Origin of the sequence: Paenibacillus glucanolyticus (assembly GCF_037333485.1) — a bacterium.
GTDB classification, from domain to species: domain Bacteria; phylum Bacillota; class Bacilli; order Paenibacillales; family Paenibacillaceae; genus Paenibacillus_AQ; species Paenibacillus_AQ glucanolyticus.
This window is the reverse complement of sequence record NZ_CP147845.1, coordinates 3137075-3150847: the sequence shown is the minus strand read 5'-3', so window position 1 is coordinate 3150847 and position 13773 is coordinate 3137075. Positions and strand designations below refer to the sequence as shown.

At 49.8% G+C, this 13773-nt stretch carries 17 protein-coding genes and 1 pseudogene; 1 reads left to right on the top strand and 17 read right to left on the bottom strand.

Annotated features, from left to right (window positions below):
* Positions 1–5: 5 nt before the first annotated feature.
* From WDY75_RS14970 to WDY75_RS14905, 14 genes and pseudogenes are all read right to left on the bottom strand, one after another.
* Positions 6–806, bottom strand: coding sequence for an energy-coupling factor transporter transmembrane component T family protein (locus tag WDY75_RS14970; protein WP_006210376.1), 801 nt, complete (start codon positions 804–806; stop codon positions 6–8).
* A 2-nt stretch (positions 807–808) separates the two neighbouring features.
* A complete protein-coding gene (locus tag WDY75_RS14965; protein ID WP_063480703.1) occupies positions 809–1657 on the bottom strand; it encodes an ATP-binding cassette domain-containing protein in 849 nt (282 codons plus the stop codon).
* Complete coding sequence (locus WDY75_RS14960; RefSeq protein WP_063480702.1) at positions 1642–2451, bottom strand: energy-coupling factor transporter ATPase; 810 nt, start codon at positions 2449–2451, stop codon at positions 1642–1644. Before WDY75_RS14960 ends, WDY75_RS14965 begins: the two co-directional genes overlap by 16 nt.
* Entirely contained in the window at positions 2445–3272 is an 828-nt protein-coding gene (locus WDY75_RS14955) for an SDR family NAD(P)-dependent oxidoreductase (protein ID WP_063480701.1), read from the bottom strand. Before WDY75_RS14955 ends, WDY75_RS14960 begins: the two co-directional genes overlap by 7 nt.
* Complete coding sequence (locus WDY75_RS14950) at positions 3269–3619, bottom strand: MaoC family dehydratase (protein WP_063480700.1); 351 nt, start codon at positions 3617–3619, stop codon at positions 3269–3271. The genes WDY75_RS14955 and WDY75_RS14950 overlap by 4 nt, the downstream gene beginning before the upstream one ends.
* Positions 3604–3996: a MaoC family dehydratase N-terminal domain-containing protein gene (locus WDY75_RS14945; protein WP_006210381.1), complete on the bottom strand. Its 393-nt coding sequence runs from the start codon at positions 3994–3996 to the stop codon at positions 3604–3606. The genes WDY75_RS14950 and WDY75_RS14945 overlap by 16 nt, the downstream gene beginning before the upstream one ends.
* Positions 3993–5144: a thiolase family protein gene (locus tag WDY75_RS14940; RefSeq protein WP_063480699.1), complete on the bottom strand. Its 1152-nt coding sequence runs from the start codon at positions 5142–5144 to the stop codon at positions 3993–3995. The genes WDY75_RS14945 and WDY75_RS14940 overlap by 4 nt, the downstream gene beginning before the upstream one ends.
* Positions 5141–6634 carry an AMP-binding protein gene (locus tag WDY75_RS14935; protein ID WP_063480698.1) on the bottom strand — a complete coding sequence of 498 codons (1494 nt, stop codon included), beginning with the start codon at positions 6632–6634 and terminating at the stop codon, positions 5141–5143. Before WDY75_RS14935 ends, WDY75_RS14940 begins: the two co-directional genes overlap by 4 nt.
* A gap of 64 nt (positions 6635–6698) precedes the next feature.
* Positions 6699–7253 (bottom strand): biotin transporter BioY, encoded by a 555-nt coding sequence (locus WDY75_RS14930; protein ID WP_063480697.1) that lies wholly within the window; start codon positions 7251–7253, stop codon positions 6699–6701.
* A 153-nt stretch (positions 7254–7406) separates the two neighbouring features.
* Positions 7407–7766, bottom strand: a complete 360-nt coding sequence (locus WDY75_RS14925) for an MBL fold metallo-hydrolase (protein ID WP_063480696.1) — start codon at positions 7764–7766, stop codon at positions 7407–7409.
* Positions 7767–7863: 97 nt separating this feature from the next.
* The gene (locus WDY75_RS14920; protein ID WP_006210386.1) at positions 7864–8280 is read right to left on the bottom strand and encodes a DUF1761 domain-containing protein; all 417 of its coding nucleotides are present in this window, start codon (positions 8278–8280) and stop codon (positions 7864–7866) included.
* 47 nt (positions 8281–8327) lie between these two features.
* A pseudogene (locus WDY75_RS14915) lies at positions 8328–8867 on the bottom strand (DinB family protein).
* A 126-nt stretch (positions 8868–8993) separates the two neighbouring features.
* Positions 8994–9398 (bottom strand): nuclear transport factor 2 family protein, encoded by a 405-nt coding sequence (locus tag WDY75_RS14910; protein ID WP_063480695.1) that lies wholly within the window; start codon positions 9396–9398, stop codon positions 8994–8996.
* Between the two features lie 87 nt (positions 9399–9485).
* The gene (locus tag WDY75_RS14905; RefSeq protein ID WP_006210391.1) at positions 9486–9953 is read right to left on the bottom strand and encodes a DinB family protein; all 468 of its coding nucleotides are present in this window, start codon (positions 9951–9953) and stop codon (positions 9486–9488) included.
* A gap of 197 nt (positions 9954–10150) precedes the next feature.
* On the opposite strand from WDY75_RS14905, the gene WDY75_RS14900 reads away from it, so the two are divergent.
* Positions 10151–11053 (top strand): LysR family transcriptional regulator, encoded by a 903-nt coding sequence (locus tag WDY75_RS14900; protein ID WP_063480694.1) that lies wholly within the window; start codon positions 10151–10153, stop codon positions 11051–11053.
* 93 nt (positions 11054–11146) lie between these two features.
* On the opposite strand, the gene WDY75_RS14895 is transcribed toward WDY75_RS14900, so the two are convergent.
* The 3 genes from WDY75_RS14895 to WDY75_RS14885 form a co-directional block, all read right to left on the bottom strand.
* Complete coding sequence (locus WDY75_RS14895) at positions 11147–11617, bottom strand: hypothetical protein (protein WP_231888322.1); 471 nt, start codon at positions 11615–11617, stop codon at positions 11147–11149.
* 277 nt (positions 11618–11894) lie between these two features.
* Positions 11895–13031: an alpha/beta fold hydrolase gene (locus WDY75_RS14890; protein WP_082834468.1), complete on the bottom strand. Its 1137-nt coding sequence runs from the start codon at positions 13029–13031 to the stop codon at positions 11895–11897.
* A gap of 39 nt (positions 13032–13070) precedes the next feature.
* A complete protein-coding gene (locus WDY75_RS14885; RefSeq protein ID WP_063480692.1) occupies positions 13071–13742 on the bottom strand; it encodes a DNA-3-methyladenine glycosylase family protein in 672 nt (223 codons plus the stop codon).
* Between the last annotated feature and the right edge of the window lie 31 nt (positions 13743–13773).

Sequence of the window (13773 nt, the reverse complement as noted above, 5' to 3'; positions counted from 1 at the left end):
ATCTATTATCCTCCTGAGAGCAGAAGCAGCACGAAGATGAAACCGATCGTGCATCCTCCTGCCCTAAAGTCCGTAGTCGTCAATCTCAATACTCGGTAAGAGCTCCTGCCCTTCCCGTTACCATAAGCTCTGGCGTCTATGGCCAGCGATAACTGCTCCGCGCGTTGAATGGTCGTCATGAAGAGCGGCACTACAATGGGAATATAAGCGAGCAGCCGCTTGGGCAGCTTGAGGGCGGTGATATCATATCCCCTTGCCTTTTGGGCGAGCATAATGCGTTCCAGTTCTTCCATAATGGTGGGAATAAAGCGTATGGCAATCACCACCATCAAGGAAATCTGTTCAACGGGTACATGTAATCTGGACAGCGGCGACAGCAGCTTTTCCAATCCCAGAGCCAATGCCAACGGCTTGGTGGTCAGGGTAAGGATTGAGGCAAGAAGGATCATCAAGCCGATACGCCAGACGACAACCGTTCCCGTCTCGATGCCTTCCGCTGTCAAAGATATGAACGACCAGGACCACAATATCGTTGTACCCGGAGTAAGAATGGCGTTATATGTCCAGGTAAACACTAAAATGAACCAGACCGGCTTTAATGTCCGCAAATACATCCATATGGATATATGAGACAGCCCCATGACGATCAGAACAAAAGCTGTGGCAGCAGCGTAATCGACCCAAGTCCGTAGTGCCAAAAAACTAACCATCATCAGAACCATGCCAAGCAGTTTCGTTCGAGGGTCCAATCGATGAATCAGGGAATCTTGTTCGATGAATTGTCCAAACAGTATATTTTTCTGCATATTTATTGCCCTCTAACTTCCCAGAACGGCAGCACCGCGTCCAGAATATCCTTCTCTCTGCAGCTGCTGACTCCGATGCTTCGGCCAGACAGCTCCTCCACCAATCTCATAAGCTGTACAGCTTCAGGCAGAGGTAGTCTTGCTTGCTCCAGAAGGTCGGATCGCTCAAAAAAAAGCGTATGGGTATCCTCATGTCCCAGAAGTTGCCCCTGATGGAACACCATGACCTCGTCCGAAAATTCGGCAACATCCTCCATCTGATGCGAGATGAACACGATCGTTCGGTTCTCTGCCTGCTGCCATGCCTGCAGCATGCGCAGGAGTGCAAACCTGCCCGCCGGGTCCAAGCCAGCCGTCGGCTCATCCAGAATGAGCAGTCTCGGATTCATGAGCAGCACCGAGGCAAGAGCCACCCGCCGTTTTTGTCCACCACTTAATTGAAGGGGAACCAAAGGCAGCAGCTCCCTCCCCATACCCACCAGTGGCAGGATCTGCTCGATAGCCTCTTCGATTCGCCCGGATGACCAACCCTGCATACGAGGTGCGAATGCAAGCTCCTTGTATACGGTGCTTTCGAATATTTGATGCTCCGGATACTGGAATACAAAGCCTATATCGGTTATAACGCTGCAATGTCCCTTGGCGTCCTTCGGTGCAGGGCTCTGATTAATGAAATACTCACCTTCACATAACGGAAGCAGCCCCTTCAGTACATGGGCGAAGGTAGACTTTCCGGCACCGCTCGGTCCAACAACCGAAATCCACTTCCCCTCCCCAAGGGTGCAGCTCACATCTCGCAGTGCAACCCGATCCGCGAAGCGTACATTTGCCTGATTCAACGCATAGACCATTGCGATCGGGTCCACTCCTTCCAATCCGGTATTAATGGAGCTGTCGGACCAGCTTTACTAAGCGATTGCCGCAGCCTTACGGCAAACGGCGCATGAAGTCCGTAATCGGCCAATGCCACCAGTTCAAACAGTACTGCCGGCGTTCCATCATACGCAATATGTCCTTCATGCAGCAGCAGGACACGTTCGGCATGCAGGACCTCATCCATGTGATGCGTGATGTGTACAATCGTCACACCCTGACGATGAAGCTCCTGCATGATCAGCAGCATCTGCTGTCTTCCCTCTGGATCAAGCATGGAGGTCGCCTCATCCAGAATGATCATGTCAGGCTGCATGGCAAGGACGGCTGCAATGGCAGCACGCTGCTTCTGTCCACCGGACAACTGATGCGGCATGGCTTCCGCTTCATTCTCCAATCCAACAGCCTTCAGAACCAGATTCAGGCGAGCATGCATTTCATCCCGCGGAATACGGAGGTTCTCCATGCCGAACACAATCTCATCCGTCACTGTTGTTGTAATGAACTGATCATCGGGATTTTGAAAAACGATGCCGATACGACGGTGAATATCTGCTGCCACTTCGGGCTCTGTGGTGTCCAGCTTGTTGAATTGGACGCTGCCCTTCTTCGGCAGCAGCAAGCCCTTCATTAACTTGGCAAGGGTGGATTTACCGGAACCATTCCCGCCGACGATGGCAAGAAACTCTCTCTTCTTCACGGCAAAGCTAATCTCATCAAGAACCGACTGTCCTTTCCGATAATAAAATTGAACCTGATTCAACGTTAACATGTCCCGCCTCCTCTCCTGTTTCTCCAGCTGTCGAAAATGGCTGCTGCATCGCCGCTTTTTTGAATGATCGAGGGCTTCTGCCACAAGGTCACATCGGAGCCATTGACACCAAACGTCTCCCCTGTAAGATCCGTATCGGGCTGTTCCAGCAAAAGCTTCACGAAACACGCAACATCATCACTTTCACCTACCTTCCAGTGCTCGGGAAATGGCTCATTGCGCTGGGCATATTTTTCGGTCAAAAACTCGATTACAGGACGGGTCATATCGGTCAGGGCTGCTGGCGCAATCGCATTGATGCGAATACGGTATCGCCGCAGTTCCTCTGACAGCGTCCATACCATGCCGAGCATGCCTGCCTTGGCTGCGCTGTAGTTCACTTGTCCCACGGAGCCTTTCAATCCGGCTGTTGAGGTCATCAGTACAATGTCCCCTCCGTGTTCAGTCATGTGTGGCAGCACACGCCGAATGCAATAAAAGGCGCCATTCAGGTGCACATCAATCACCGAATTCCATTCCTCATCGGTCATGTTCATACATTTGCGGTCCCGCAAATTGCCTGCATTATGAATCAAAACATCGATGTTTCCATATTTCGTCACAATGGCGTTGACCATGGCTGTTACTTCATCAGGGTTGGCAACATCTGCACAATAACCCGATGCCTCTCCCCCATGCTGGCGGATGTCCTCCACTACACAATCGATGCCTCGCTGCCGGGTTCCATTAACAGCCACGCGGTAGCCGTGACGGGCCAATCGGAGAGCAAGACAACGCCCGATCCCTCTTGTGGCACCTGTAATCAAAACCGTTTTATTCAAAGATCATCCACCTTTCCGCCAACGGAAAACGAACCATTCGCCAGCGTTTCCCCATTCTCCCCTATCACGGTGACCTGAATCTCATGGTTTGCGCAATCATAATCAAATCGCGCCACCGTATCCGCCCATGCAGGCTTCATAAATCTCATTCGGGAAGACTTGATCCATTGCTCCGAGTGCTGGCTCAAATACATGGAATGGGCAATTCCCATGATGTACATGCCATGGGCAACAGGGCCTTTGAATCCGGCGGCCTTCGCCGCTTCGGGATCGGTGTGAAAGGCAGCCGCATCCCCGGAAGCAGCAGCGAACAGCCTGATCGCTTCCATTGTTATCTTTTTTTCCATGCGTGATCCTCCAGCGATATTAATACCGTCTCTGCACTCACAACCAGTTCTCCCTTGCATCTGCATTCCAGCAAGTGGGTATACAAGGTGAGCGCTCCACTGTGGCCCGTTTTCTGTTCCATTCGAGTGAGGGTCAGCACACAGTCGAGATGAGCGCCGGCTAAGAGCGGTTTCTCATAAGCAAACGACTGGCTGCCATGGATGAACGTACGCTCCTTGTCCAGCCACGGAACATCGGCTAAGGTCCAAAACGTAACCGGCATCGTAGGCGGAGCAAGCCATGTCCCATCGATCTTCTGCAAGGGAGTTTCAATGCTGTGCGCATACGCAAGAATCGCTTCTGGCGTAAGGTGATATGCAAATTCAAGCTTGTTCATTCGGCTGCCTCCACCAGAGTGGCAAGACCCATGCCTCCTCCAATTCCAAGCGCAGCCAATCCGCGTCGAAATGGCTGCCGTTGCATTTCGGCGCATAAACGCGTCATTAGAATTGCACCGGATGCTCCGTAAGGATGTCCCAAAGCAAGGGCTCCTCCGCCAGGATTGACCTTGTGCAACGGGATTTGAAGCTCCTGCAATGATGCAAGCACCTGGGAAGCGAAGGCCTCGTTGAATTCGATGACGTCCAGGTCATCCACCGTCAACTGCTGGCGACGTAACAGGCTGAGAATTGCCGGAACAGGGCCTATGCCCAGCACATGCGGATCGACTCCGGCCACCCTTGCATCCACGATGCGCAGCACGGGCCGAAGGTTCAGCTCCCTGCACTTGTCTCGGGACATCATGAGCACAAGCGCCGCCCCATCATTCATGGGGCATGCATTGCCAGCCGTCACGGTGCCGTTATCGGCAAACACAGGCTTCAGCCGCTGCAGCTTTTCGAGACTTGTATCCGCTCTCGGACATTCATCTGTATCTACCAAGCACCCCTGTACTTCAAGTGGAATGATCTCCTGCTGGAATCGCCCGGTTTGCCGGGAGCGAACAGCCTTTTCATGACTGTCCAGCGCATAACGATCCTGCGCTGCTCTGGATATCCCGTAGGCATGGGCCACGTTTTCTGCGGCCACCCCCATGTCCGGATCACCATAAGCGCTCGGCGTAAAACGGGCACGCGTATACAGCTCAGGCGTCCCCGTCAGCGTCTTCGGCTTGAACATTCTCCAGGGCGCCCGACTCGTGCTCTCCACACCTCCAGCCAGATATATCTCGCCTGCACCGCTCTGAATGAGCCTCGCAGCCATATTGATGGCCTCCAGCCCCGAACCGCATTGACGGTCAATGGTTACGCCGGGCACCGTGACGGGAAGACCGGCCTCAAGGGCGGCCACGCGGCCGATGTTACCGCCCGGTCCAACCACATTTCCGATCACCACATCATCTATCATGTGATGCGGAACGTTGGTTTCCGCTAAGATGTGGCGAATCAGGGGTGCCAGCAGAGCCTCCGGCTCCAGCGAGCTTAATGCTCCGCCAATGCGGCCAATCGGTGTACGTTTTGCCATCACAATGACTGCATCTGTCACAGGATCACCCTTTCCACATTATCCTTCATCACTTTGCGGGCAATTTTCCCGCTGCTCGTATACTGGAACCGATCGATGTCGATGAGTTCTTTGGGTATCTTATAGCTGGCCAGAAACTTCAGACAAAACTGCTTGACCTCATCCAGTGTCCACTGGCGCTCCCCAGCCTGCCACTGAATCAGAGCGGTTACCTGCTCCCCCCATCGATCATTCGGTTTGCCGAATACCATAACCTCCTGTACGGACGGAATACGCCCAAGCACAGCCTCCACTTCTTCCGGGAATACCTTCAAGCCTCCGCTTTTAATCATATTCTGGGAACGTCCTGCGAGATAAAGATCGTTGTTCAGATCGACATACATGTAGTCGCCTGTCTGAAGCCAACCATCGCGAAAAACATCAATTGTATCTTCATGAAGCTGATAGTAACCCGTGAACATCATCTCGCTGCGAATGTACAACTGGCCGATCTCACCCACAGGCACCTCCCGAAAAAACTCGTCTCGAATCGATATCTGCACACCGTCAAACGGTCTTCCGAGAGAACCGGGCTTGTCTTCTTTGCCTACATCTATGTAGCTGATATAACTCGCTTCCGAAGAGCCATAATATTCATACAATTGGGTATCGGGAAACATCTCGCGACACCGTTGTTTGGATGACTCGGACCATGCACCTCCTGAACTGATCATCGCCTGAATGGATACTTTGCCCGAATCCACTGCAGCGTATTGTAACAAGGAATCAATCATCGTTGGTACGACAAATAAAGTCATATCGGGTACTTTGGAGCACAGGTTCAGGACCTCACGGGCAGCAAACTGCTCCAGAATATGAAAGGTCGCCCCGCTGTAGAGCGACTGCATAAGAGCAAATAGGGACAAGGAATGCACAAACGGACCTGGAGCAAGCACTTGCTCCATCCGGTCTAATTGGAAGGCCTCGCCCGTTGCTTCAAAGCTTCGAAGCCAGGAGACATGGGTGCGCATATAACCCCTGGGACGACCGGTTGTTCCTGAAGTATAGCCGATAAACAGCAACTCGTTAGTTAGATCCGCATCTCCTGCTGGCTGAAATGACGACAGCCATGTATCGTAGGTTCCCGGGTGTTCATGTTCAGCAAAAGTTAAACACGGAATGGCAGCGTGCTGTTCGTTTATTTTTTCCACATAACGTCTCTCACCAACGATGACCCGAGGCTTGCACTGCTGGATCACCCTTTGCAATTCGGCAACACTCCATTTCGGGTCAAGCAGCACAGGCACGCATCCTGCATACACCGCACCCAGAAATACCTCGACAAACTCGATACGGTTCGCGGACAGCATAGCCATCTTGTCATGCACATAGCCAGACTGCCGGAGCCCTTGTGCAATTCGTTTGACCCGCTCCATGAGGCTCGCATAGGTAAGCTGCTTCCGACCGCTAGAGATGGCGATTCGGCCGGGTGTCTCTACCGCGCGGTTTAGGATGGGCTGTATCAGATTCATTTGTTATCACACCTATATGACAGATTTTCCTTCGTATTTCCGCTTCTAGGAGCGTCGTATAGAGTCAGGAATTGTGCATCTTTTCTTCGATCGGACTGATGGCCTTAAGCTGCATGGCAACGATGGCTGCAATAATGGCTTTGATCAAGTCTCCCGGAAGATATGATACGGCACCAAGCAGTCCTGCCCAGATGGACGTATTCGTAATCAGCGCCATAACCGGAGCACCGATCAGGCTCACGAGAATCACGCCAAACACGATATTGATGAGGAGCAGCTTCCATGTCTTGACTTGCGGCCATAGCTTCTCCGAAGCCCACCCAATACAAAAGGCTGCGATCGGCCAGCTAAATATGTATCCTGCAGAGGGCCCAACCAGAACGGCGAGACCGCCGCGACCACCTACCAATACAGGCAGACCAATCGCTGCCAGAATGATGAAGATGATAAGACTGAACGCTGCCATGCGTTTGCCCAGGAAGCATCCTGCCAGCATGACGCCCAGAGTCTGTGCCGTGATCGGAACAGGTATGAAAGCTAGAGGAAGTGGCGGAATCAGACCCAATACCGCAATGAATGCAGCGAATAATGCAGCATATACGAGTTCTTTTGTTTTCAAAGTAGTAACCTCCATCGGGAACCAATAACAAGATATTTGATTAGCGTCGACGTCTAATGAATTGAATTATAATGTGCAAGTTTCTAATTGTAAACATAAAAACTATTGTTTTTGGTTGACAATGAAAACAATGCTGAAGCAACGAGGATGCTACTAATAGTGGCAACGGTAGTTGGTTGCTGCTTGTTCGGCTGGAGTTGTGGTTGACGTAGATATGATTTGAGCCGTAGAGGCAAACACTTGATTGCCAAACGTATGGTCACTATGCCAATGCGTGTTGATTACGTAGGAAGCTGTTCTTCCCGTGAGAAACTCTGCGGCTGCCTGCAAATCCTCGGCAGCCTCTATTGTCGTGAATGTGTCCACAACTAGCGTAGAATCACCCAGATCAATGATTGCTGCATTGCCTAATGAGCCCGTACCGGGAACTGAAATCACTGCAAATACGCCCTCAGCAACGTCATTCAGCACGAAATGTTTGGAGCCTTTGAACACGACTGTCTCGCTCTTCATGGATACCTCTCCCTTCTCGAATCAAGTCGATTATATACTATTCCATGATCGTTGAAGAGAAGATTTTTTCTACAAAAGCATGGCTGCTTGGCAACGATTATTTCATAGCTACAAGAATAATACTAGCAATTAATCCTGAGAGCAAAAAATAGCTTCCGCTGACAAGTCCGTATACAAGCGGCCGTGGGATGTTAGGATTTATCCCCGTATTGATGGTGGTTGAGGCTAATAAGCCTAGTCCAACGATTCCACCAAAAACAATAGCGTCAACATAAGATTCGATCTCGAAAGCATAGATCAGAATCGCCATTGCGATAGTAGTTACCAGTCCACATATCAAGGGTCCCAGAATATAAATAGGAGCCGGTTTTACTTTTGACGAACCCTCCTTGCCTAATGCCAGAGCATACGCCTTCCCAAATAAAACAGTAAACCAAACGCCGCCCAGCAAAGAAAGAGACAATGTAGCGAGCACGATCGAAATCCAATTTAAATTCTGCATGACGTTAAACATATAGTTCCTCCAATGATAAATAACCTCTTATTCTTTCATTTGTTAGCTTATTTAGCGGACTCCTCTACTTCATGAGATCTCGCAGGCTGCCGGTACCAGTAAAGAGAATAATCGTTCATGATAGACGCATGGCCCAGCTGACGCAGCATAGTCGACATATTGCCCCGGTGGTAGGTGCCGTGGTTGACCGCTTGAAGCACAATTTCCGATAATCGCGTGCTGCGCGTTCCGGCGTAGGGATTGTCGAGCACAATGCTTTGCTCCAAGTCGTTTTGGCTTCGGAACCATGCTCTGTATTCTTCGGCTAACTCACGAAAGGCAATTGCGAATTCATCGACAACGTACCCAAGGATTTCTTGTTGCAGCGGAAGGCAGGCTTCCAGCGCTTGGGGCATACTGGTTCCACTCAGAACCTGAAGCCAGCACTTGTCGAGCGCCTAGACATGCGCGAACACTTCGCCAATGGTGGAAAACGAGGTGTTTACTTCTTGCTGCAGCACCGAGGACGGCAGTTCCTTGATTCTTCCCAAGAGGGTTTGAATAGCCCATGCGTGATAGTCGAACATTTCTACTGGATGACTTGTCATTCGTATCGTCTCCTTTGACGTGCAATGAATTTGGTTGTTGTATCTGTTGTTATAATAAAAAAAGTAATATGACAACGGTCTGTCATACTACTTCATAAAGTTCGAGCGTACTTTTCTCGTATCGCTTTACGGGTTCTCGTAGTTATTCAACGGCATGCCTACATATTCGCGGAAAGAGCGGATCCGATCTCCCTCGAACTCGAAGATAATCGTAAGTTCGTTGGAGAAAGGCCGCCCATTGAGGGGACCTTCCGAGCGAAATACCACCATTCCGTGATCTTGATCCTCAAGCAAGAGGAGCGGAGTGAGCAACATCTGAAACACCGAGCGCTCGAATCTGATCAATTCCTCGAACCGCTCTTTGCCTTGCTGCTTGTGATTCCATCCCTCCAGCGGAAGCGGGACGAAGAAATGAAAACCTTCTGCAACCTTCTTCAGAAAATTCTCGGTATTCCCTGTTTCTAAAGCCTGCCTGAAGGCATCAAAACATTCGCTGGTTCGAGATGTGACTGCGTCTAGGGATTTTTCCATGACTACCCTCCTCATTATGGTTATTCGTCGATTAATTGAGTCTCAAGTTTTCCTTACGTCTTTTATCTCTCGGCATTCAAACTTTAATTAGCACGAAACCACCTTTAGCTGACTCGATATCGTTCCCAGGTGAATAGATTCATGAATCAGGGCGAAGTTAAACAGCTCGCCGGCGGTGTTGAATTCAAACGGTCCAAAGGCATATGGTGTTGAAAGCTCCTTCTCCAGCAATTCAGGGGTCAATTCAGATAGTCGGGAAAGCTGTGCCTTCAACATCTCGACCAGTTCCTCCTTCGATGGAGGAGCAGACGTCCAATCCGAGGGCTTGGTTCCAGAGCTAAACAGCGTAACATATGAGTCCGGTATAACCGATGGAAAGCCGAGGCTTAGGATAGAATACTGATCCATCCAATAAATGATATGACCGACATTCCAACGAATCGTATTGTTAAACCCTGCCGCTTGGATGTCGAACAACTCCTCGGGGATCGTTTGCACCTGCTGCAGCACCACTTGGCGTACTATTTTTGCAGTGCTGATGATCATTCCAGACATATTCGTTTCCTCCTTTGTTATGGGAACCGCTTGATATGTCCCCAGTATAGGTCCCATGCAACACTTCATCAATGCAGTCGACATTACCGGAACGTTAAGTATAAGTTAACGATAAATCGTTGACAGGATCAGGAAGATGGCGTAACAATAAGCATTGAACATGTATCCAGCGATGTCATGGAAAGCAGGTGTGAGTTATGGAGTTAAAGCAGCTACAGTATTTTATGGCCATATGCGAGGAGCTTCACTTCACGAGAGCGGCTGATAAAATGGGAGTCAGCGCACCCAACATCAGCCAGCAAATAAGGAGATTGGAAGAAGAATTAGGGGTTCTGTTGTTCGATCGCGTGGGCAAAACCATTGTCCTTACAGATGCCGGAGCGATTCTTCGTGAGCATGGTGCAGCTGTGTTCACGCATCTGCAGCAAGCGAGCGACGCCATTGCTGACCTGAAGCAGATGCAAGGCGGATCGCTATCCATCGGCGTCTTGCCCGGCGATGCGGATCTCATGTTTAATGCCTTGCTGCTGAACTTCCATCAGACCTACCCGACCATCTCGCTGTCTCTTCTGGAAACGACAAAAGTAACAGAACAGGTTCTGGATCGGAGCATCGATGTCGGCGTAACCATCGGCCCTGTTGTGGATGAACGTCTCACGTCAATCCCCTTGTTCCATGAAGAGTTTTCACTGGCGGTAAGCAGGCATGATCCTCTTGCCACAGAGAACTTCATTGCCTTGAACAGGCTGCATACCTTGAAGATGGTTATGTTCCCACCCGACCATCAATGCCGCAAGCTGATCGATGGCTTTTGCATAAACAACGGGTTTACTCTGCAGCCGCATATGGTGACAACAACGTTGTCCTCCCTCATCCAGATGGTACAGAGCGGAGTTGGCGCTTGTGTGCTGCCTCGGCTTCTACTGGATGATCTTCAACATCCAGATATAAAAGTCGTGCACCTGAAGAATCCTACGCCTTCTCAGGACATTTGTCTGATCTACCGGAGCGATAGATATGTCGGATACGCCATGCGCACGTTCATCAAGGCTTTGAAAGCTTATATCGAGACAGCCATCCACCACTCGAAGTCTTCATGATATCCTGTTGCAAAGGTTGATATTACGGGTCTGTTGACCCAATACGGGAATGGTAGAACTCAGTTGTGAACGGACTTTGGAGTGTTGTTGGTTTCATTGAGGCTTCGCCGCCGTACTGATCGTTGGCAGGAATAGTAGATCATGATAGTAAGGCTCGCGGACAGGAAGACGATTTGCATCAGAGTGCGTGGAAATATTGCATCTTCCGGTTTGGTCGCGAGGCCTGAGAGGGCGTAGTGAATATTTGCAGGGAACATGATAAGCAGCAGAAGCGAGAGTCCCCCAGCGGCCCAGGGTACAGTCGGCAGCTAGAACACCTATAGCTCCTGCCCACTCCAGCAATCCGGTAAGTGTCACGATAAACCCGGGATTGGGCAGAAAAGGCGGCACCATGCTGATGAGCTCTTTCCGCATCCATACGAAATGAACCGTGCCTGTTAACATAAACATGGCTGCGACTCCGCCCCGAAGTGCAACTGGCCAAGGACGCAGTCGCTTCACCCCCGCAGCACCCGCCACAAGAATGACCATGGTGACACCAATAAGAACGATTAGTGGTTCCATATGGTTTAGTAAACCTCCTCCATTAGGAATCATCCGAAGAATGACAACCTCTCAACAATCTAATTTATGAATTCATCATAAATACCGACCATCGGTTTGTAAATAGTGAAAATAAAGTCGCTCATTCTGTTCTGCCACTTCTTAAGGGAATATGTAACATTATCCTAATGAAGGCTTTTTCCCAACTGATGTACTTAGCTCTTCATTTCTCAAATTTATGGAATCTATAAAAGGAAAAAGCCCCCAAAGGGGCTTTCGCTGTCTAATATATCCGTACTTACATCGAAGTCAATCTCTGTACAAAATCGCGGAAATCCTTGACCCAGACTTCCGGAGCCTCCCAGGCTGTATAATGACCGCCCTTTTCTAAATCTGAAAAATGAATAAGGTTTGTTTTCCGTGCCGCCCATTCCTTCGGAAGAGGAGCATTCCATGGACAGTGTGCCACACCTGCTGGAACTTCACTTTTCCCGTATGATTCTTTAGAATGTGCTGCCTGCGATTCTGCATAATAAATGCGCATGGAAGAGCCAATCGTCTCGGTTACCCAAAAGATCATAATATTAGTTAGGAGCTCGTCACGGCTAAACCGTTCTTCAATCTCCTCCCCCGTCGAGGACATCGTAATACTGCCCATAATCCATGCCGCCAAACCAACGGGCGAGTCATTAAACCCATAGGACAAACTTTGTGGTTTCGTGGATTGGATCATATTGAATGCGCCTTCCTTCATCCACCATCCCTGAATAAAAGCCGCAAATTCCTGTTCCGGAGGAGTCAGACTCGCAAAATCCGTGTTGTGGTCGGGATAACCGACATCCGTCAAGTGCATACCTAGAAGAGCCTCTGGGTGACGATTGGCTAAAGACAAACTCACGATTGAGCCCACATCGCCGCCCGCAGAGATAAACTGGGTATATCCGAGTTTAGCAGTCATTAAGGTCGCGAACAGATCTGCGATTTGATCAAAGGGCAGAGAATTCCGCTCGGAAAATCCCGTACCTGGAATCGAAGGAACAACGACGTGAAAATTTTCTTTTAACATTGGAATCACTTTATGGTATCGGTAAAATGAATCCGGCCAACCATGTATCAGCAGGATGGGGATTGCATCCGGATTTGAGCTTGGCTCATGAATAAAGTGCAGTTTCGTGCCCTCGATTTCGGTTGTAAAATGGTTATATGCATTCAGTTCCTCTTCATTCTTTCTCCAATCGTATTGATATTGCCAATACTCTACAAAGTCTTTCAAATAATCAAGATTACTCCCCATCCTCCAGCCCGCATTCTCTGCTTGATCGGGCCATCTCGTCTTAGCCAATCGGTTCTGCAAGTCATCCAAGATGTCCTGAGAAACATGGATTTGAAAGGGTTGTATCTCGGAATTGAAGTTATCGCCAAATGAACTGTTCAACAATAAAACCTCCATCACTTTTTAATAGTCGGTATCTGGTCATGGAGTATTTTTAAATTGCGTTAAAAACGGCCCGGATTGCACTAAGCCAGCGTTAATAGCTTCCCACAGATATAAGGATGCAATCGTAGAATAAGGCTTCCACTCTGCTTGTTTCCGGTGCAATGGAGAGCGGCCTTCGCTTGCTTCAGCTGCATACAACCATTCCGAAGCACGTTTAAGGCCATGATCGCCGAAAGATAGGACATCTTGTCTTCCCAAGTGAAAAATGAGGAACATCTCCGCGGTCCACCGACCGATTCCCTTCACCAGGGTCAACTGACGAACGACCTCATCATCATCCAGATCGGCTAACGATGGAAAATGAAGCGCTCCCAACTTCGTTTGTTCCGCAGCGTTTCGAATATAGCCTAGCTTATTCCGCGATAATCCCGCTGAGCGCAAGCTCTCTTCTGCTGCAGCTAGGATAGCGTCAGCTGTAATTGTGCCGCAAACTTGTTCTACTCTGAGAAAGATGGTTCTGGCAGCTTTAATCGAAAGCTGTTGACCAATCAACGTTCTCGTTATGTAGGTGAAGCCATCCGGCTCATAGGGGACCTGGATGTGACCGATCCGTTGGACCAACTCTCCGAGCAGAGGGTCAGCCATGCACAATTGCCGCACATGAGGATGGTCTGGATGGACATCGAAGAGATATTGCAATTCAATCATCCTATCTTACTGCTCCCCGGCAACATCTGGA